This window comes from Enterobacter sp. CPE_E863 (assembly GCF_046521465.1).
Classification (GTDB): domain Bacteria; phylum Pseudomonadota; class Gammaproteobacteria; order Enterobacterales; family Enterobacteriaceae; genus Enterobacter; species Enterobacter adelaidei.
This window is the reverse complement of record NZ_JBKFZX010000001.1, coordinates 1,294,639-1,314,955: the sequence shown is the minus strand read 5'-3', so window position 1 is coordinate 1,314,955 and position 20,317 is coordinate 1,294,639. Positions and strand designations below refer to the sequence as shown.

The 20,317-nt window shown below is 54.8% G+C and carries 14 protein-coding genes and 1 CRISPR repeat array; of the genes, 5 read left to right on the top strand and 9 right to left on the bottom strand.

Features of this window, described 5'->3' with window-relative positions; genetic code table 11:
* Positions 1–60: 60 nt before the first annotated feature.
* The 8 genes from ACLHV8_RS06330 to lrp all read right to left on the bottom strand — a co-directional run bounded on the left by ACLHV8_RS06330 (position 61) and on the right by lrp (position 11,983).
* Positions 61–924, bottom strand: coding sequence for a dimethyl sulfoxide reductase anchor subunit family protein (locus ACLHV8_RS06330; RefSeq protein ID WP_028019253.1), 864 nt, complete (start codon positions 922–924; stop codon positions 61–63).
* A gap of 1 nt (position 925) precedes the next feature.
* Positions 926–1,543 carry a DMSO/selenate family reductase complex B subunit gene (locus tag ACLHV8_RS06325; RefSeq protein WP_017384545.1) on the bottom strand — a complete coding sequence of 206 codons (618 nt, stop codon included), beginning with the start codon at positions 1,541–1,543 and terminating at the stop codon, positions 926–928.
* 10 nt (positions 1,544–1,553) lie between these two features.
* Entirely contained in the window at positions 1,554–3,998 is a 2,445-nt protein-coding gene (gene dmsA, locus ACLHV8_RS06320) for a dimethylsulfoxide reductase subunit A (RefSeq protein ID WP_208594453.1), read from the bottom strand.
* Positions 3,999–4,208: 210 nt separating this feature from the next.
* Positions 4,209–5,501 carry a serine--tRNA ligase gene (gene serS / locus ACLHV8_RS06315; RefSeq protein WP_047071876.1) on the bottom strand — a complete coding sequence of 431 codons (1,293 nt, stop codon included), beginning with the start codon at positions 5,499–5,501 and terminating at the stop codon, positions 4,209–4,211.
* Between the two features lie 92 nt (positions 5,502–5,593).
* Complete coding sequence (gene rarA / locus ACLHV8_RS06310) at positions 5,594–6,937, bottom strand: replication-associated recombination protein RarA (RefSeq protein WP_208594452.1); 1,344 nt, start codon at positions 6,935–6,937, stop codon at positions 5,594–5,596.
* 9 nt (positions 6,938–6,946) lie between these two features.
* On the bottom strand, positions 6,947–7,561 hold the full coding sequence (lolA, locus tag ACLHV8_RS06305; protein WP_108090351.1) for an outer membrane lipoprotein chaperone LolA: 615 nt from the start codon (positions 7,559–7,561) through the stop codon (positions 6,947–6,949).
* 129 nt (positions 7,562–7,690) lie between these two features.
* The gene (locus ACLHV8_RS06300) at positions 7,691–11,353 is read right to left on the bottom strand and encodes a DNA translocase FtsK 4TM domain-containing protein (protein ID WP_208594451.1); all 3,663 of its coding nucleotides are present in this window, start codon (positions 11,351–11,353) and stop codon (positions 7,691–7,693) included.
* A 135-nt stretch (positions 11,354–11,488) separates the two neighbouring features.
* Positions 11,489–11,983, bottom strand: a complete 495-nt coding sequence (gene lrp, locus ACLHV8_RS06295; RefSeq protein ID WP_000228469.1) for a leucine-responsive transcriptional regulator Lrp — start codon at positions 11,981–11,983, stop codon at positions 11,489–11,491.
* A 544-nt stretch (positions 11,984–12,527) separates the two neighbouring features.
* Here lrp and trxB point away from each other — a divergent pair.
* The 5 genes from trxB (at position 12,528) to infA (ending at position 18,352) form a co-directional block, all read left to right on the top strand.
* Positions 12,528–13,496, top strand: coding sequence for a thioredoxin-disulfide reductase (trxB, locus tag ACLHV8_RS06290; protein ID WP_208594450.1), 969 nt, complete (start codon positions 12,528–12,530; stop codon positions 13,494–13,496).
* A 114-nt stretch (positions 13,497–13,610) separates the two neighbouring features.
* A complete protein-coding gene (gene cydD / locus ACLHV8_RS06285; RefSeq protein WP_208594449.1) occupies positions 13,611–15,377 on the top strand; it encodes a heme ABC transporter permease/ATP-binding protein CydD in 1,767 nt (588 codons plus the stop codon).
* A complete protein-coding gene (gene cydC / locus ACLHV8_RS06280; protein WP_208594448.1) occupies positions 15,377–17,098 on the top strand; it encodes a heme ABC transporter ATP-binding protein/permease CydC in 1,722 nt (573 codons plus the stop codon). Before cydD ends, cydC begins: the two co-directional genes overlap by 1 nt.
* 46 nt (positions 17,099–17,144) lie before the next feature.
* Complete coding sequence (aat, locus tag ACLHV8_RS06275) at positions 17,145–17,849, top strand: leucyl/phenylalanyl-tRNA--protein transferase (RefSeq protein WP_028019262.1); 705 nt, start codon at positions 17,145–17,147, stop codon at positions 17,847–17,849.
* A 284-nt stretch (positions 17,850–18,133) separates the two neighbouring features.
* Positions 18,134–18,352 (top strand): translation initiation factor IF-1, encoded by a 219-nt coding sequence (gene infA, locus ACLHV8_RS06270; RefSeq protein WP_002211347.1) that lies wholly within the window; start codon positions 18,134–18,136, stop codon positions 18,350–18,352.
* A 228-nt stretch (positions 18,353–18,580) separates the two neighbouring features.
* Positions 18,581–19,571: direct repeats of the CRISPR family, unit length 28 nt; unit sequence TTTCTAAGCTGCCTGTACGGCAGTGCAC.
* A gap of 174 nt (positions 19,572–19,745) precedes the next feature.
* Here the strand turns inward: infA and ACLHV8_RS06265 are convergent.
* A complete protein-coding gene (locus tag ACLHV8_RS06265) occupies positions 19,746–20,189 on the bottom strand; it encodes a hypothetical protein (protein WP_208594447.1) in 444 nt (147 codons plus the stop codon).
* Positions 20,190–20,317 lie beyond the last annotated feature (128 nt).

Genomic DNA, 20,317 nt, shown 5'->3' with positions numbered 1-20,317 from the left:
ATGATCGAAAAAAGAAAAAGCCGGGCACTCAGGCCCGGCTTGATATAACTAAATGCAACGTTAACTGGCAATAGCCATACCCACGGTCATATGCAATCCGTAGAACACACCACGGCCAATCAGTTCACCCGCCAGTACCAGCACAAAAGCCAGCGACAGCAGCGGCAGCGCGGGCTGATATCCTTTAAGCTGAGGAGCGATCCAGAATACCAACGCCGCGACCAGCAGAACGATGCGCCAGGCCATCAGTGAACCGTAGTCCGGCACCAGGGCAGAGGCCTGCTGAATCGAGCTGTGAATGGTTGCCAGTTCGGTTCCCTGCATCAGGGCAACCATTGCACTCACCACCAGCGCCAGCAGCGAAACAGCGGGGAGCAAACGCATTGCCCACCCATCTACGCCCGCTACGCGCAGCAGCAGGTAGCCCAACAGCGGACCACCGATAAACATCGTCAGGAAGAAACTCATCGGCGTCCAGACGCTGTACCAGGTGGGAACGGTATCAATGGTGTTGTACACGCGCACCATCATCCATACGAATACCACGCCCAGCACCATGGTCACGATCAGCCACAGGCTGCGTAGACCCGCAGGCAATTTTTTCAGCGCTGCCAGCAGCCATCCCAGACCACCGACGGCGAAGAAAATCGCCCCGCTGGCAATCTCATTACTGAGTGATGAGGCCCCCACGCGGTTCAGGGAGTTAAACGCACGCATCGGTGAGCCCAGATGCAGCGTTGAGGCAATAAAGCCAATTCCCATCAGTACCCACAGACCAAACATACTCAACACGAGACGCTGCTGCTGTTCAGCACTGAGGTTGCCTTTTAACAGCGCCAGGGCGAGCACGATAAACCCACCGGCAACACATTGCCCAAAGACCGTGAAGATCATCAGCGGCCATTCATGCCATCCACTTCCCATCTCACACCTCCTTCGGATTTGCCAGGTAGCCGGTGGTGTCACCTGTCGGACGGCTGTTGGCGTTAGGTTTAATCACAATACTCGGCTTCGTGAAGTGCGCTGACGGTAGTGGCGCTACCGCCGCAAGCTGACCGTGTTTTTTACGCAGCTCTTCAATTGGGCCAAAGTCCAGCGCGCGCAGCGGACAGGACTCGACGCAAATCGGTTTTTTGCCATCCGCCACGCGTGAGTGGCAGCCGTCGCACTTGGTCATATGACCTTTAGCGGCATTGTACTGCGGCGCACCATACGGGCAGGCCATGTGGCAGTAGCGACAGCCGATGCAGACATCTTCATCCACGACGACAAAACCGTCATCGCGCTTGTGCATCGCCCCACTCGGACAGACCTTAGTACAGGCCGGATCTTCACAGTGGTTGCAGGCAATCGACAGGTAGTAGGCGAACACGTTTTGATGCCAGACGCCGTTATCTTCCTGCCAGTCACCCCCGGCGTATTCGTAGATTCGGCGGAAGCTGACGTCCGGGGTCAGATCTTTGTAATCTTTACAGGCCAGCTCGCAAGTTTTGCACCCGGTGCAACGGCTGGAATCAATAAAAAATCCATACTGGGTTGTCATCGGTTACTCCTTAAACCTTTTCAACCTGAACAAGGTTTGTGTGAGATGGGTTACCTTTCGCCAGTGGCGATGGGCGCTGTGTAGTCAGTACGTTAATACTGCCTGCCTGGTCGATGCGGTTGGCATCCGGGTTATACCAGGCCCCTTCCCCCAGCGCGACAACGCCAGGCATCATGCGCGGTGTAACCTTGGCTTCGATATGTACCTCACCACGCCCGTTGAAAATGCGTACGCGATCGCCATTGTTGATGCCACGCGCTTTGGCATCCATCGGGTTGATCCACATCTCCTGACGGCAGGCGGCTTTCAGTACGTCGACGTTACCGTACGTGGAGTGAACTCGCGCTTTGTAGTGGAAACCGGTCAACTGCAGCGGGAATTTCGCCGTCAGCGGATCGTTATAGTTTTCAAAGCCCGGTGTGTAGATCGGCAGCGGATCGATAACGTCCCCTTCCGGCAACTCCCAGGTTGAGGCAATTTTTGCCAGCTCTTCGGAGTAGATTTCGATTTTACCCGACGGTGTGGTTAGCGGGTTCGCCTGCGGGTCTTCACGGAACGTTTTGTACGCCACGTGGTGCCCTTCCGGATCGCGCTGTTTGTACATCCCTTGCTTACGGAAGGTGTCGAAATCTGGCAGGTCAGGGATCGTTTTACGGGAAAGTTCATGCAGATGACGCATCCACCCTTCCTGAGTACGCCCCTCAGTAAACTGCTGCTCAACGCCAAGACGTTTCGCCAGATCAGAGGTCATCTCATAGATGGTTTTGCACTCAAAGCGAGGTTTGATGGCCTGATCGGTGAAGATCACATAGGACATGTTGCCGCAGGAGGCGTCCAGCGCAAAATCCATCTGCTCAGATGCAGTACAGTCCGGCAGCAGGATATCGGCATATTTTGCCGAGGAGGTCATGTGGCAGTCGATGACCACAATCATCTCGCACTTCTTGTCATCCTGCAGGATTTCGTGGGTACGGTTAATTTCAGAATGCTGGTTGATCAGACAGTTGCCGGCATAGTTCCAGATCATCTTGATCGGCACATCCAGCTTGTCCTTGCCGCGCACACCGTCGCGCAAAGCGGTCATTTCCGGACCACGTTCGATCGCATCGGTCCACATAAACATCGAGATGCTGGTCTGAACCGGGTTATCCAGTGTCGGCATACGTTCGAACGGCACTTCATACGAGCCTTCACGCGCACCGGTATTGCCGCCATGAATACCGACGTTGCCGGTCAGGATGGAGAGCATAGAAATGGCGCGGGTCGCGATTTCACCGTTTGCATGACGTTGCGGGCCCCAGCCCTGGCTGATATAGGCCGGTTTGGCTGAGCCAATCTCACGCGCCAGCTGGACGATGCGTTCGACCGGAATACCGGTGATCGTGGACGCCCACTCTGGCGTTTTCGCCACGCCATCGCTGCCCTGGCCAAGAATGTACGCTTTGTAATGCCCGTTTGCCGGCGCGCTGGCTGGCAGGGTTTTCTCGTCGTAACCGACGCAGTATTTATCCAGGAAAGGCTGATCGACGAGGTTTTCGGTGATCATCACCCACGCCAGCGCTGAGACCAGCGCCGCATCGGTACCTGGACGGATTGGGATCCACTCATCTTCTCGCCCGGCACCGGTATCGGTATAGCGCGGATCGATGATGATCATGCGGGCATTGGACTTAGCGCGAGCCTGTTCGAGGTAATATGTCACCCCGCCACCGCTCATGCGGGTTTCACCCGGGTTGTTACCGAACAGCACAACCAGCTTGCTGTTTTCGATATCGGACGGACTGTTGCCGTCCGCCCAGCCACCGTAGGTGTAGTTCAGGCCAGCAGCGATCTGAGCAGAGGAGTAGTCACCATAGTGATTAAGATAACCGCCGCAGCAGTTCATCAGGCGCGCCACCAGTGTTTTACCCGGTGGCCAGGAACGGGTCATGGTGCCGCCGAGCGTCCCGGTACCGTAGTTCAGGTAGATGGATTCGTTGCCATACTCGTTGATCAAACGCTGCATGTTGGTGGCGATGATATCGTAGGCTTCATCCCAGCTAATGCGCTCGAACTTCCCTTCCCCACGCTTACCAACGCGCTTCATTGGGTACTTCAGACGGTCCGGATTATACACACGACGACGCATGGAACGGCCACGCAGACAAGCGCGTACCTGATGTAATCCTTCGTAGTTATCGTCCCCGGTATTGTCGGTTTCAACATATTTAATTTCGCCATCCACCACATGCATACGCAGTGGACAACGACTACCACAGTTTACGGTACAGGCGCTCCACACCACTTTTTCCGGAGCTGTCGCCGGGGACAATGCATCTGCCGCCGACGCCAGCCGGGTAAAAGGAAGCGTGAGGGCGCTACTGGCCATAGCCAGGCCGCCTATTGCCGTGGTTTTCATCAACCCACGGCGAGTGACCTCAGCTGCCATTAATGCTTCAGGCGCGTTGATTTTCATAGAGACTCACTTGGTTGCTCACAAAGAAAAGAGAGGCGGCACATACCGCTATATAGTTTTATATATAACGAAACTCTTCGTTATCAGTCATTTATGCTAACTTTCATTCGGAGGAGTATTACTACTTTAGAGGGAGGGGGTATTGCGTAGTATCAATTCAGAGGCATAAAAAAAGCGCCCGAAGGCGCTTTTTTGTTGTGAGGCAAAGAATTAGCCGATGTACTGCTGGCCTTTCATGTATGGGCGCAGTACTTCAGGGATCTCGATACGACCATCTGCCTGCTGATAGTTTTCCAGCACGGCAACCAGCGTACGGCCGACAGCCAGACCAGAGCCGTTCAGGGTATGAACCAGACGGGTTTTCTTGTCAGATTTGCTGCGGCAACGTGCCTGCATGCGACGCGCCTGGAAATCCCAGACGTTAGAGCAGGAGGAGATCTCACGGTAGGTGTTCTGCGCAGGCACCCACACTTCCAGATCGAAGGTTTTGCAGGCGCCAAAGCCCATATCACCGGTGCACAGGGCCATACGACGGTACGGAAGACCCAGCAGCTCCAGCACTTTCTCAGCGTGGCCGGTCATCTCTTCCAGCGCGTCCATGGATTCTTCAGGACGGACGATCTGCACCATCTCAACTTTGTCGAACTGGTGCATACGAATCAGACCGCGCGTGTCGCGACCGTAAGATCCTGCTTCAGAACGGAAGCACGGAGAATGTGCCGTCAGCTTAATTGGCAGGTCGTCTTCGTCGATGATCTCATCGCGCACGAGGTTAGTCAGCGGCACTTCAGCAGTTGGGATCAGCGCGTAGTTGCTGCTATCCGCTTCCTCGTCCAGCGGACGGGTGTGGAACAGATCGCCGGCAAATTTCGGCAACTGGCCCGTACCGTACAGCGTATCGTGGTTAACCAGATACGGGACGTAGGTCTCGCTGTAGCCGTGCTGCTCAGTGTGCAAGTCCAGCATGAACTGCGCCAGCGCGCGGTGCAGATGGGCAATCTGGCCTTTCATCACCACGAAGCGAGAGCCAGTCAGCTTAACCGCCGCCGCAAAGTCCAGGCCCGCGTGCATTTCGCCCAGCGTCACGTGATCGCGCACTTCGAAGTCAAATTCACGAGGTGTACCCCAGCGTTTCACTTCAACGTTGTCGTTTTCATCTTTGCCGACAGGCACGCTATCGTCAGGAATGTTCGGGATAGCCAGGGCAATATCACGAATTTCGGTCTGAAGAACATCCAGCTCAGCTTTCGCCTGATCCAGCTCTTCACCCAGTTTGTTCACTTCCAGGCGTAATGGCTCAATATCTTCCCCGCGCGCTTTCGCCTGGCCAATGGATTTCGATCGAGAGTTACGCTCTGCCTGCAGATTTTCAGTTTGTACCTGCAAAACTTTACGACGCTCTTCAAGAGCGCGCAGCTTATCTACATCCAGCTTAAAGCCTCGGCGTGCCAGTTTTTCAGCGACTGCGTCTGGCTCGTTACGCAGCAGATTGGGATCGAGCATGCTTATCCTGTGCTTATCGAATTAAAATAGGAAAATGTGACCACAGCCTGCGGTCACAGGGATACATTGCCAACATTACCGCAACGATAGCGCTAACGGTAGCGTTTTATAGGGCTATTTTGATCCTGTCCGGCGAGCCAGGTGAGCTTTTCACCAATCTTGCCTTCAAGACCTCTGTTTGTGGGATGATAATAGCGCGTTTGTGCCATCTCTTGCGGGAAATATTCCTCTCCGGCAGCGTAGGCATTGGGTTCATCATGGGCGTAACGGTACTCCTGACCATACCCCATCTCTTTCATCAGTTTGGTCGGTGCATTACGCAGATGAACCGGCACATCGTAGTCCGGACGTTCACGCGCATCAGACATTGCCGCTTTAAAGGCGGTATAGACCGCATTACTCTTCGGCGCACAGGCCAGATAGACAATCGCCTGCGCAATGGCGCGCTCCCCTTCAGCGGGACCGACGCGGGTAAAACAGTCCCATGCTGAGAGCGCCACCTGCATCGCCCGTGGATCAGCATTGCCGACATCTTCCGAGGCAATAGCCAGGCAACGTCGTGCAACATACAGCGGATCGCCACCGGCAGTGATAATGCGTGCATACCAGTAAAGTGCCGCATCCGGCGCGCTGCCTCGCACGGACTTATGTAGCACCGAGATCAGATCGTAAAAACGGTCGCCCTTGTTATCGAAACGCGCGCTGCGTTCACCAGCAATCTCGGTGAGCAGTTCCGGTTTAAGCACTCTCTTGCCGGAGTCATCAATTTCGGCCATATCGGCCATCATCTCCAGCGTATTCAGTGCCCGACGCGCATCACCGTTGACCAACTCAGCAATCGCACGACGCGTCTCGTCAGGTAAAACGATATCCTGCCCACCGTAGCCGCGTGCTTTGTCGTCCATTGCCTGGGTGAGAACCTTTTCGATATCCTCGGTGGTCAGCGATTTGAGCAGGTAAACGCGCGCACGCGAAAGCAGCGCCGAGTTCAGTTCAAACGACGGGTTTTCAGTGGTTGCACCGATGAAGAAAATCGTGCCGTCTTCAATATGCGGCAGGAAAGCATCCTGCTGGCTCTTGTTGAAGCGGTGGACTTCGTCCACAAAGAGGATGGTACGCCGCCCGGCATTGCGGTTCTGCCGCGCACGCTCGATCGCCTCGCGGATCTCTTTCACGCCGGAGGTGACCGCCGAAAGACGTTCAACGTCCGCGTTGGCATAGCGGGCAATAACTTCTGCAAGGGTGGTTTTGCCAGTGCCGGGTGGCCCCCAGAGGATCATGGAATGGAGATGCCCGGCTTCAATAGCACGCGGCAAAGGCTTTCCGGCAGCCAGCAGATGCTGCTGGCCGATGTACTGCGCTAAATTTTCTGGCCGCATACGAGCGGCCAGAGGTTGAAACGCGTTATCTGAAAAATCGAGCGACAGATTGCCCACTCACGCCTCTTACTTATTGCGTTGGTCGTCCACCGTTACGCCCTTCGGCGGGGTAAAGGTGAATTTCGATGCATCAACGGCGCCGTTCTGCTGAGACTTAAGCTGGTAGCTGCTGCGCTGATCGTCCTGCTCAACCGCGCCGAACTGATTAATGGTTCCGTTGGTGCTTACGTTAATGGTGAACTGCTTCAGGTTGCCGTTGCTGCCTTTCGGCGTCAGGATAAACTCGTCACCCGTCTGTTTGATATTGTACTGCTGCCAGTCGCTGGACTGGTTGCGGGCAATCAGCATAAACGGCGTATTGCTGGTGGCATCTTTCAGCCAGGTCGCCGTTGCCTGCTCAACGAACGGGTTGAAGAACCATAAGGTTTTACCGTCAGACACCAGGATGCTCTCATCCGGCTGGGTCATGTGCCAGTTAAACAGATTGGGGCGCTTTACCCACAAATCGCCCTGGCCTTCCTGTACCGCGTTGCCGCTGCCGTCAGTCACTTTTTGCGTGAAGCTGGCGTGGAAGCTGCTCACTTTATCCAGTCGGCTTTTAAGGTCGCTGGCTGCATCAGCCCAGACGCTGCTGGCGACAAAACTGGTCAGTAATGCACAGGCGATGGCGATTTTTTTCATTGTTATTCCTTAAAATACGTCTTCCCGAAATGGGGTTTCCGTCTTCTATTCTGGACCTGCCCGAAGGCAGGCGACAGAAGAAAATGCTTAATTTTTTGCTGATTTACCCTTCTTTGCAATCGCTGAAGGTTAGTCAAACGGCGGCGGAGCAAGCACCTCGCGGTTACCGTTATGCCCCTGCTCGCTCACGATGCCCTGCGCTTCCATCTGCTCTATGATACGCGCTGCGCGGTTATAGCCGATGCGGAACTGACGCTGAACGCCAGAGATGGACGCTTTGCGTTTTTCGGTAACGAAGTTAACCGCCTGATCAAATAATGGATCCAGCTCTTCTCCACCGTCAAAACCGCCACCGCCGCCTTCGCTTTCTACATCGCTGGTAATACCATCAACATACTGCGGACGACCGCGCGCTTTCCAGTCCTGCACCACGGCGTGAACTTCCTCATCGCGGACAAACGCGCCGTGGACACGCACCGGAGAGGTGGAGTTCGGGCCGGAATAGAGCATGTCACCCATACCCAGCAGCGACTCTGCGCCGCCCTGATCAAGAATGGTACGGGAGTCAATTTTACTTGATACCGTAAACGCAATACGCGTCGGAATGTTCGCTTTAATAAGACCAGTGATAACGTCCACGGAAGGACGCTGGGTCGCGAGAACAAGGTGAATACCGGCCGCACGCGCTTTCTGCGCCAGACGGGCAATCAACTCTTCCACTTTCTTACCGACGGTCATCATCAGGTCAGCGAACTCATCCACCAGAACGACGATATAAGGCAGTTTTTCCAGCACCGGATGCTGGGCATCCATGCTGTCACCCGGCTTCCAGTAAGGATCCGGGATCGGACGTCCCATGCGCACAGCCTGGGCAATTTTCTCGTTATAACCGGCCAGGTTTCGCACGCCCAGCGCAGACATCAGCTTGTAGCGGCGTTCCATCTCATTGACGCTCCAGCGCAGGGCATTGGCGGCGTCTTTCATGTCGGTGACCACTTCGGTCAGCAGATGCGGAATGCCTTCGTAGACCGACAGTTCGAGCATTTTCGGGTCGATCATGATGAAACGCACGTCTTCCGGCTGCGCTTTATAAAGCATGCTGAGGATCATGGCGTTCACGCCGACGGACTTACCGGAACCGGTGGTCCCCGCTACAAGCAGGTGAGGCATTTTGGCGAGATCAGCCACCACCGGATCGCCCGCGATATCTTTACCCAGCACCACGGTCAGCGGGGATGGGTTATCGCGGAATTTGGTGTTATCCAGCACTTCGCGCAGGTAAACGGTTTGACGTTTTTTGTTCGGCAGCTCAAGGCCAACGTAAGGTTTGCCGGGAATCACTTCCACCACACGTACCGCAACGGTCGACAGCGAACGTGCCAGGTCGCGGGACAGGTTCGAAATACGCGCGGCTTTAACACCCGGCGCCAGATTCAGTTCAAAACGGGTAATAACCGGGCCAGGAGAGTAGTTCACCACGTCCGCCTTGATACGGAAGTCGGCCAGACGAGCTTCCACCAGACGGGCCATCTGCTCCAGCGCAAACGTATCGACCGGCTCAACTTCAGACGGCGGCGGCGTTAACAGGTCCAGCGACGGCAGCGGCGTACTTGGACGTTGCAATGGACGGCTGTCACCATTACGCATCAGCAGCGGGTGAATCAGGCTTTCCTGCGCCTGAGGCGCAGGTTGCTGGAATTGCGGAGGCTGTTGCGCCTGTTGCGGCTGTTGCGGCTGCATATAAACCTGCGGAGCTGGCTGCTGACGCACTGGCTCGGCTTCCGGCATCACGCTCGGGGTGAATAAAGGCTCGCTCGGACCATCATCCACCAGATCCTTCATTGGCGAGAATTCAAAATCAGACAGCGAGAACGGGTTCGCACCAGCAGGTTGTTCACCGGAATAGCGTTGCTGCTGCGTTGCGGCAAACTGGCGCGCTAATTCGGCTTCCGCCGCGTCATCTTCATCTTCCAGAATCGGTTCATCGTGCTGGTATTCCTCACCGTAACGTTGATTCTGTTGCGCTGCGAACTGGCGGGCCAGCTCGTCCTGCTGCATCTCATCGGCGTCATCTTCGTACTCTGGTTCACGCGCTTTTTCTTCGGCCATACGCTGGGAAGGCAGCTTGATACCGTAAGAAGCAAGCTCACGACGAGTAGGCACACGGACACGATTTGGACGAGGCAATTGTGGGCCAATACCCTCTTTCACCTGAGGACGTGGTGTCCCACCGGTTGCCAGACTGAAGACAGGTGCAGCCACGGCCGCCGCCGCAGTTGCCTGCTTAACGCTTTCCGTAACAGGAGCAACAGCAGGTGTTGGGTCAACCGGCGGAACAGAGAAAGAAGGTGCTTTGGTAACCGGCTCCTGCACCGGTTCAGGCACAGGCTGATACCAGGCTGCCAGCTGCTCGCGTTCACGAGCACGACGCTCTTCAACCTCTTCAAAATAATACATTGGTGGACGAGAGGGTTTCACCTCTTCCACCACTTCAGGTTCAGGCTGTGGCGCTACATAAGGCTGCACAGATTCAACCGGCACAGGCACATACTCCTGATACGGCTGGGCCACAGGCTGTTCATATTGCTGCGGTTCATATTCAGGTTGCGGCGGCTGATAAGGCTCCTGCCACTGCTCCTGATGCACAGGGATATAGCTTTCCGGTTCAGGGGCGATAACGGGCTCCGGTGTGTGAACACCGGGTGCTGTCTGCCAGTCAACCTGAGGCTGCTGAATAACGGATTCCGGCGGCGAAACCGGCGCAGATGGCATCACGGCTTCGACAGGTGCAGCATACGCCTGCGCAGCGGTCGTTGCTGCTGCGGCAGCCGCAACCGGCGCGGTAACGGTTTGGCCATTTAGCAGCGGATCGTATTCGTCAAAGTCACCCGGCGTGGCACGGCTCCCGGAGAAAAGCACATCATCAGGATCGACGGCGTTACCTGCTGCGCGATACTCAACCTGCTCGTCTTCATCCATGCGTTTGCCGGAGAAGAGTGCCGCATCGGTTTTACGTCCAAGCGGGTTGGCAAATTTTTCAGCTACGCGCTGGCGACGCGCCAATGCCCCACGCAGGATACGGGCGCGACGGGATTCGCGACGTTGCACAGGCGCTTCATCCTCATCTTCGTCTTCATCTTCATACTCGTCTTCATCCACCCACGTATCGTCACGACGGGTACGGTTGCTGGCGAAGGTCAGAATGGTGAGGATAAAACTGCCGATTTTCTCGGCAATGCTCACCCAGGACCAGCCGGTAAACAACGTCAGCCCGGCAGCCCAGATGCACAGCAGCGCCAGCGTGCCGCCGCTGCTGTGGAGCATCGGTTGCAGTGCAGAACTCAACAAACTGCCGATCACTCCGCCAGAGGCAAAGTACCAGATATCATCGGCATTAATGGCCGCCAGACCGCATGAGGTCAGGATCAGTGCCAGCGCGCCGATCAGGCGCAGCGAAACCGCGAAATAGTCGATGTAATCATCGTTCTGACGATGACGCCACGCAAACCAGCATCCGCCAATGATAATGACGGGAAGGGTGTAGGCCATCACACCGAAAATGAAAAACAGCGTGTCCGCAAGCCAGGCTCCGGGGACACCGCCTAAATTATGGATAGGCTCATGCCATGCAGTTTGTGACCAGCTGGGATCTGAGGGGTTGAAACTGAGTAAGGCTGCCATCAGCCAGACGGCAAAAAGGGCAATAACAATCAGCAAAGCCTCGAGGAGACGACGTCCGCTGCTTAGCTTCGATAGTGTGACTTCTTTGTCTTCAGTGTATTCCTGGCTCAAGAAAGGCTCTCCAGGTATCAGGCATATCCTGCCTGTTTGCTAAAACGGACAACAGCGCCGGGACTCCCCAGCACTGTTGCTGTATGGATTAACAGGAGTGTAATCAAACTACGCTGATTTTGCACCTGTTCCGTGTTAGCGCGTCTTAATAACCAGACGATTGCTCTGTTTGACCTCTTCCATCACCACATAAGTACGGGTGTCGTTCACGCCCGGCAGACGCAGCAGGGTCTCACCCAGCAGCTTACGGTAGGCGGACATATCCGGCACACGGGTTTTCAACAGGTAGTCGAAATCACCGGACACCAGGTGACACTCTTGAATTTCTTCAAGTTTTTGTACAGCAGCGTTAAATTGCTCAAACACATCCGGCGCACCACGATTCAGAGTAATCTCAACAAATACCAGAAGTGAGGCATCCAGATAATGCGGGTTCAGCAGAGCAGTATAGCCCTGAATGAAACCCTGTCTTTCCAGTCGGCGCACACGCTCAAGGCATGGCGTCGGGGAAAGTCCCACACGTTTTGAAAGCTCGACGTTGGAAATACGCCCATCCTTTTGCAATTCATTAAGAATGTTACGATCGATACGGTCGAGATCTTTGCCAGGGCGCTTCTTGCTATCTACCATTATTATTGTCTCTCTGTATTCCTTCCCTACTCCTGCCTGGACCCTGTGCACATCACTGTTCAGAGCCTGTACCCGTTAGTCATCACATCGCCTGGTTTTGTATTAGACGCGATGCGGATTCGGGTTCTGTTGGTAAGAAGACCGTTGCCCGAAGGCAGTCACCGACATCACGTATGGCGTCTGTCCACGCCATGCGTAGATTTCACTGACCCGGTAAAAATGGCATTTACATGCATGCCTATGCGGCACACGGTTAACGCGGTTTTTTTTCTTCCTTGAATGTTTTCGCAAAAGCGCAGGGGATTGTCAAAGCAAAACATCGTTTTTTAGTACAACATGCCGGATATTCATTACGGCAGGGTATGAATCCTCATTTTATTGCCTTACAAACGACCGTTTTTCAAGGGAAAGCGCGATGTTATCGCGCGCCATTCATCGTCAGCGGCTATTACACAGATTGATATCAAAATTGCTGCGCTCTTTTTTTACGGCAACAAATTCCCTACAATCCTGCCAAATGTCTGCCAACAACAATGGGGATCTCATGGGCACGGCTAAACACAGTAAGCTGCTAATCCTTGGTTCTGGACCTGCGGGATATACCGCGGCGGTCTATGCTGCACGCGCTAACCTGCAACCGGTGTTAATTACCGGCATGGAAAAAGGCGGTCAGCTGACCACCACCACCGAAGTGGAAAACTGGCCAGGCGACCCGCACGACCTGACCGGGCCGCTGCTGATGGAGCGTATGCACGAGCATGCCGCTAAATTCGAAACCGAAATTCTGTTCGACCACATCAATAAGGTCGATCTGCAGAACCGTCCGTTCCGCCTGACGGGCGACAGCGGCGAATACACCTGTGACGCGCTGATCATCGCCACCGGTGCCTCTGCCCGTTACCTCGGTCTGCCATCCGAAGAAACGTTCAAAGGCCGCGGCGTTTCTGCATGCGCTACCTGCGACGGTTTCTTCTACCGCAATCAGAAAGTCGCGGTCATTGGCGGCGGTAACACCGCAGTGGAAGAAGCGCTCTACCTGGCGAACATTGCCTCTGAGGTGCATCTGATCCACCGTCGCGACACCTTCCGCGCAGAAAAAATCCTGATCAAACGTCTGATGGATAAAGTGGCAAGCGGCAACATCGTGCTGCATACCAACCGCACCCTGGAAGAGGTGACGGGCGATCAGATGGGCGTTGCGGGTCTGCGTATCCGTGATACCCAGAACACCGATAATGTTGAAACGCTGGAAGTGGCGGGTCTGTTTGTGGCTATCGGCCACAGCCCGAACACCGCGATCTTTGACGGTCAACTAGAGCTGGAAAACGGCTACATCAAAGTGCAGTCTGGTATTCACGGCAACGCAACCCAGACCAGCATCCCGGGCGTGTTCGCCGCTGGTGACGTGATGGACCATATTTATCGTCAGGCGATTACCTCAGCGGGCACCGGCTGTATGGCCGCGCTGGACGCTGAACGCTACCTCGATGGACTGGCTGAACAAGGTAAATAATCTTTACAAGTCAGTAACAAACGTAAATAAAGGCGGCGATAAGTCGCCTTTATTGTCTCACCGTTGTAACATTGCGCTGCCCAATTTCTAATAACGTCACCTGCAAAGTACGCAATGGAAAAAACCCGTCAACAAGAGTTAACACGCTGGCTGAAACAGCAAAGCGTTCTTTCCCGCCGCTGGCTTACGATCTCCCGTATTCTTGGGTTCGTCAGTGGTCTGTTGATTGTTGCCCAGGCATGGCTGCTGGCCCGCATTCTTAATCATATGATCATGGAGAACATTCCACGCGAAGCGCTCCTGCTGCCCTTTATTGTTCTGATCCTGATTTTTATCCTGCGAGCCTGGGTGGTATGGCTACGTGAGCGTGTCGGGTTTCACGCCGGACAGCATATCCGCTACGAGATCCGCCGTCAGGTGCTCGATCGCCTTCAGGAAGCCGGACCCGCGTGGATCCAGGGTAAACCGGCCGGTAGCTGGGCGACGCTGATTCTTGAGCAGATTGACGATATGCACGACTACTATGCGCGCTACCTGCCGCAAATGGCTCTTGCCGTCTTTGTTCCGCTGCTTATTGTGCTCGCCATCTTCCCGGTGAACTGGATGGCCGCGCTGATTCTGATGGGCACCGCCCCGCTGATCCCGCTGTTTATGGCGCTGGTCGGCATGGGGGCTGCGGACGCTAACCGTCGTAACTTCCTGGCATTGGGTCGCTTAAGCGGCCATTTCCTCGACCGTCTGCGCGGCATGGAAACATTGCGCATTTTTGGCCGCGGTGAAGCGGAAACCGAAAACATTCGCCAGGCATCGCAGGACTTCCGTCAGCGCACCATGGAAGTGTTACGTCTGGCGTTCCTGTCCTCAGGCGTACTGGAATTCTTCACCTCGCTGTCGATTGCCCTCGTGGCGGTCTATTTCGGCTTCTCCTACCTCGGCGCGTTGGATTTTGGCCATTACGGCACGGTGGTGACCCTTTCTGCCGGTTTCCTGGCACTGATCCTGGCCCCGGAGTTTTTCCAGCCGCTTCGCGACCTGGGGACCTTCTATCACGCTAAAGCACAGGCGGTTGGCGCGGCCGACAGCCTGAAAACATTCCTGGAAACGCCGCTGGCGCACCCGGAACGGGGTGACATTACGCTGAATGCTAAAGATCCCGTGACCATTGAAGCGCAGGACTTTTCCATTTTGTCACCCGAAGGCAAAGTGCTCGCGGGTCCGCTGAACTTTACCTTACCTGCCGGACAACGCGTAGTGCTCGTCGGCACCAGCGGTTCCGGGAAAAGTTCGTTGCTGAATGCGCTATCCGGTTTTATGGCCTACACAGGTTCACTGCGGATCAACAAAACGGAACTGCGCAACCTCGATCCTGACGCCTGGCGTAAACAGCTGAGTTGGGTAGGCCAAAATCCGCAGCTTCCAGCCTCTACGCTGCGTGAAAACGTGCTGCTGGCGCGCCCGGATGCCCGAGAAGACGAGCTGCAATCGGTTCTCGACCGCGCCTGGGTCAGCGAATTTCTGCCGCAACTTCCGCAGGGAGTTGATACCGTGGTCGGCGACCAGTCTGCCGGGCTGTCCGTCGGACAGGCGCAGCGTGTGGCGGTTGCCCGTGCGCTGCTTAACCCGTGCCAGCTGATGCTGCTTGATGAGCCCGCAGCCAGTCTGGATACACACAGCGAGCAGCGCGTAATGGATGCTCTGAATGACGCCTCTCTGCAGCAAACCACCCTGATGGTCACCCATCAGCTGGAAGGCATTGCCGACTGGGACCAGATCTGGGTTATGGAGAACGGCCGTATTGTTGAGCAAGGCGATTACGCCTCTCTCGTTACCGCGCAGGGACCGTTTGCCGCCCTGCTGGCGAATCGTCAGGAGGACATCTGATGCGTGCTCTGCTGCCTTATCTTGCGCTCTATAAACGCCACAAATGGATGCTGACACTGGGGATTGTGCTGGCGATTGTGACGCTGCTCGCCAGTATCGGCCTGCTCACCCTTTCCGGCTGGTTCCTGTCGGCCTCTGCCGTTGCGGGCGTTGCCGGGTTGTACAGCTTCAACTATATGCTTCCGGCGGCCGGTGTTCGCGGTACCGCCATCACCCGTACTGCCGGACGCTATTTCGAGCGGCTGGTCAGCCACGACGCCACTTTCCGCGTGCTGCAGCACCTGCGTATCTACACCTTCAGAAAACTACTGCCCCTCTCCCCTGCCGGGCTGGCGCGTTTTCGTCAGGGTGAGTTACTTAACCGTGTCGTAGCGGATGTCGACACGCTGGATCACCTGTACCTGCGCGTGATATCCCCGATCGTGGGCGCGTTTGTGGTGATTGTAGTGGTCACGCTGGGACTGTCCGTTCTGGATGTTCCCGTTGCGCTGACACTGGGTGGGATCATGTTGCTCACGCTCATTATATTGCCACCGCTGTTTTACCGCGCCGGGAAATCCACCGGGGAAAACCTGACGCGCCTGCGCGGGGACTACCGTCAGCAACTGACCTCCTGGCTTCAGGGGCAGGCCGAGTTGACCATTTTTGGTGCCAGCAAGCGCTACCGCGCCCGAATGGAAAGTACGGAACTGAACTGGCATGAAGCCCAGCGCCGCCAGTCGGAACTGACGGCCTTCTCTCAGGCGCTGATGATGTTAATCGGCGGCGTGGCAGTAATCGCTATGCTATGGCTGGCATCCGGTGGTATCGGCGGTAATACGCAGCCAGGTCCTCTGATCGCCCTCTTCGTGTTCTGTGCTCTGGCCGCATTTGAAGCGCTGGCACCGGTGACAGGCGCTTTCCAGCATTTGGGACAGGTAATCGCCTCCGCCCTGCGCATCACCCAGATCGCCGAGCAAGAACCTGAAGTCACATTCAGTGCCGCACAGACCGCGGTGCCAGAGAACGTTGCGCTCACGCTTGATAATGTCACTTTCGCTTACGACAAGCAGGCGCAGAACGCACTGGAAGGTGTGAATCTCGCGGTAAACGCTGGCCAGCGCATTGCCATACTCGGCCGTACCGGCTGTGGCAAATCGACGCTGTTACAGTTGCTGACCCGCGCCTGGGACCCGCAGCACGGTCAGATTCGTTTCAATGATACGTTGCTGACAGATTTCAGCGAACAGTCTCTGCGCAAAACTGTCAGTGTGGTTCCGCAGCGCGTGCATCTGTTTAGCGCCACACTGCGCGATAACCTGCTGCTGGCAGCACCAGAGGCCTCTGATGATGAACTGAGCGCCATGCTGGAACAGGTTGGACTGCATAAGTTGCTTGAAGATGCAGGGCTAAACAGCTGGCTGGGTGAAGGTGGCCGTCAGCTCTCCGGCGGTGAGCTGCGCCGTCTGGCGATTGCCCGCGCGCTGCTGCACGATGCGCCGCTGATGTTGCTGGACGAACCGACGGAAGGTCTGGACGCCACAACCGAGAGCCAAATCCTTGATTTGCTGGCCAATGTCATGACCGGTAAAACCGTGCTGATGGTCACGCACCGCCTGCGCGGACTGGCGAGTTTTGATCAGATAATTGTGATGGACAACGGACACATTATTGAGCAAGGTAGTCACACAGAACTGTTGGCGAAACAGGGTCGCTACTACCAGTTTAAACAGCGTCTGTAGACTATATTTGTACCGATCCTCACTCGCGTATTGGAGTTCTGCTGTCATGCGCCTGGTCCAGCTTTCTCGTCATAATATTGCGTTCCCTTCTCCGGAGGGGGCGCTACGTGAACCCAATGGGTTGCTGGCTCTTGGTGGCGATCTCAGTCCTGCACGACTATTGATGGCCTACCAGCGAGGTATTTTTCCCTGGTTTTCCCCCGGTGATCCGATTTTATGGTGGTCTCCCGATCCGCGTGCCGTACTGTGGCCTGCGCAGTTTCACCTGAGCCGCAGCATGAAGCGTTTCCACGCTAAATCACCGTATCGGGTGACCCTGAATCACGCCTTTGGTCAGGTGATTGAAGGCTGTGCTGAAGACCGCTACGAAGGGACATGGATAACGCGCGATATCATTACCGCTTACCACCAGCTCCATGAGCTGGGTTACGCCCACTCCATCGAGGTATGGGAAGGTAGTGAGCTCGTCGGCGGCATGTATGGCGTCGCGCAAGGGACGCTTTTTTGCGGCGAATCCATGTTCTCCCGCGCGGTGAATGCCTCGAAAACGGCGCTGCTGGTCTTCTGCCAGGCGTTTGCCCAACGCGGCGGACGCCTGATCGATTGTCAGGTACTCAACGAGCATACGGCCTCGCTGGGTGCTGTTGAAATTCCGCGACGCCAGTACATCGAACAACTGGATGCCAGCCGTCAGGAGAAGCTCCCGCGCGACTTCTGGATACCGAGAACGCTCTTTCTGCCCAATGCCTAAATGTTTTCCGCATATTTTTTGTGAGGGTGTTATAATTATGCCGCAGAGTAGCTTCTGCCTGTTGCCCCGCCGCCGTTTGGGACCCTCGCTTCAGATAACGTCCTGACGTTTATCCTGTCGTCTCCCCTTTACGAATGCGCTTCCTGTTCGGTTGTACCGTGACGCTTGGGCAATGCGCCGAAACTGTTTTGCTGCGTTTTAATCGCGCAATTCTTTACTTAATTGATGAATTTCGGCATTATCTTGCCGGTTCAAAACTTGGTAGTGATACCCCAGAGGATTAGATGGCCAAAGAAGACAATATTGAAATGCAGGGTACCGTACTTGATACGTTGCCTAATACCATGTTTCGCGTAGAGCTGGAAAACGGTCACGTGGTAACTGCGCACATCTCCGGTAAAATGCGCAAAAACTACATCCGCATTTTGACGGGCGACAAAGTGACTGTTGAACTGACCCCGTACGACCTGAGCAAAGGCCGCATTGTCTTCCGTAGTCGCTAATTGTTTTCGCCTGTAATGGCAGATGAATATTAAATAAGGCCGGGTTTTTCCCGGCCTTATTTTTTTGTGGTGTAGTTGATTATTTGAACAATTATTTGGGCTTTGTTTCTGCTTCAAGGCTGTCTGTTCGATAGTGCAAAGAGTAAGGGGGAGACCTTATTTTCTATTTTGCTAAGCTGCATGTGCAGCAGTGAGCTTTCTCCTGTGATTATGGTTGTCCATCACTCTTCTCTAAGCTGCCTGTACGGCAGTGCACTACAGTTTCATACTGTTATGGTGATAGCTTTCTTTCTAAGCTGCCCGTACGGCAGTGCACAAATCGCAGGTGCATTTCTGCATCTGTGACAATTTCTAAGCTACCTGTACGGCAGTGCACCTTAGTTGTTGTTCAATCGTGTTCATTATCAATTTCTAAGCTGCCTGTACGGCAGTGCACGAACATTCGCGGCACACCTTGTTGATAGGTGATTTCTAAGCTGCCTGTACGGCAGTGCACGGTTGATTACACGTTCAACGCCAACGGTTCAATTTCTAAGCTGCCTGTACGGCAGTGCACTGGAAGCCCGCCGCGCCGCGCTGGCTGAAGAATTTCTAAGCTGCCTGTACGGCAGTGCACTTCGATGCTGTCCAGGCTGGCCGGGTCTTTGTTTTCTAAGCTGCCTGTACGGCAGTGCACATGCGCAATCGCAGAAACTGAAAGGTTATACATTTCTAAGCTGCCTGTACGGCAGTGCACCCATTGTCGCTGGTGATCCAATTTCTATTTACTTTCTAAGCTGCCTGTACGGCAGTGCACTCACAAAGTTTTCGGCGCTGGTGGCGCTGTGATTTCTAAGCTGCCTGTACGGCAGTGCACTCGTGGTATTGTCGAAGAAACCAATCGTTCCTTTTCTAAGCTGCCTGTACGGCAGTGCACTACGTGAAGGTGAGTCTGGTAGATGGCCTGTTTTTCTAAGCTGCCTGTACGGCAGTGCACCCTTTTCAATCTCGATTTCGAGGATAAGAGGCTTTTCTAAGCTGCCTGTACGGCAGTGCACCTCAAAGCTTACAGCTTTCATCGGTAGCAATCCTTTCTAAGCTGCCTGTACGGCAGTGAACATAACGAGCGGCTGAGAGGGTTCAGCGCATCATTTCTAAGCTGCCTGTACGGCAGTGAACATGCAGGCGCTGGACTATGACGCGAAGCGGAGGTTTCTAAGCTGCCTGTACGGCAGTGAACTGAAGGGAAACCACGCCATCTTATTGTTAGAAAAGAAAATAATCAACTTCTGCACATTAAACCCTTTTTTCTGCACCGTGAAACCATGCTTGATAAATCAATGCGTTACGTAAGCTGCAAAAAAAAGGGTTACACATCTGGAGTCAGAAGAACCCTCCAGGCTTCGAACCATCGTCAGGAAATAATATGGATTACCTTTTCTGCACCTCGAGATGCGACCAAATCTGCCGCCATTGAATGCGCTATGTCATGCAATAACCCCGTGAGGTGCGGCAACATATCGTGGTCAAAATGCGAAATCAGCAACACGTGATTTAACGCCCGACAGTAATCACACTGTGCTTCGGTGCCTTCAAGCAGCCACTCTTTTTGTCTCGGTTGTTCCGCTTCGTCCTCAAATTCCACCACCTGAAAATCACGCATTGACTCTGTGAGGCCGGATTTCATTTCTTCCAGATACGCCCCAAGGCAGCGACAGATGGGCTGCGTTTGTGGGAGTGATGTGCAATCGAGGAGGATTTCGGTGAGCAATTTGCAGCGCTCTGCAAGGGTTGGGAGATCGGGGTTGAGGGAGAGTTCGCTGTAGAGTTGGGAGATAGACTGGTTTTCCATATTCATAATTTCCATATTAAGAGCTGAAAACTACCACCAGAAACGCCAACTTCGGGTGGCAGACTGAACCGGTTTGGCGTACCGACCATATGGAAAATCGGCGCTTCAAAAGAAGCCCCGGTTCAGCCCACCAT

Bases quoted from the DNA above. Each gene is read 5' to 3' on its own strand.
- ACLHV8_RS06330 (WP_028019253.1), bottom strand. From the start codon at position 924: ATGGGAAGTGGATGGCATGAATGGCCGCTGATGATCTTCACGGTCTTT.
- ACLHV8_RS06325 (WP_017384545.1), bottom strand. From the start codon at position 1,543: ATGACAACCCAGTATGGATTTTTTATTGATTCCAGCCGTTGCACCGGG.
- dmsA (WP_208594453.1), bottom strand. From the start codon at position 3,998: ATGAAAATCAACGCGCCTGAAGCATTAATGGCAGCTGAGGTCACTCGC.
- serS (WP_047071876.1), bottom strand. From the start codon at position 5,501: ATGCTCGATCCCAATCTGCTGCGTAACGAGCCAGACGCAGTCGCTGAA.
- lolA (WP_108090351.1), bottom strand. From the start codon at position 7,561: ATGAAAAAAATCGCCATCGCCTGTGCATTACTGACCAGTTTTGTCGCC.
- lrp (WP_000228469.1), bottom strand. From the start codon at position 11,983: ATGGTAGATAGCAAGAAGCGCCCTGGCAAAGATCTCGACCGTATCGAT.
- trxB (WP_208594450.1), top strand. From the start codon at position 12,528: ATGGGCACGGCTAAACACAGTAAGCTGCTAATCCTTGGTTCTGGACCT.
- cydD (WP_208594449.1), top strand. From the start codon at position 13,611: ATGGAAAAAACCCGTCAACAAGAGTTAACACGCTGGCTGAAACAGCAA.
- cydC (WP_208594448.1), top strand. From the start codon at position 15,377: ATGCGTGCTCTGCTGCCTTATCTTGCGCTCTATAAACGCCACAAATGG.
- aat (WP_028019262.1), top strand. From the start codon at position 17,145: ATGCGCCTGGTCCAGCTTTCTCGTCATAATATTGCGTTCCCTTCTCCG.
- infA (WP_002211347.1), top strand. From the start codon at position 18,134: ATGGCCAAAGAAGACAATATTGAAATGCAGGGTACCGTACTTGATACG.
- ACLHV8_RS06265 (WP_208594447.1), bottom strand. From the start codon at position 20,189: ATGAATATGGAAAACCAGTCTATCTCCCAACTCTACAGCGAACTCTCC.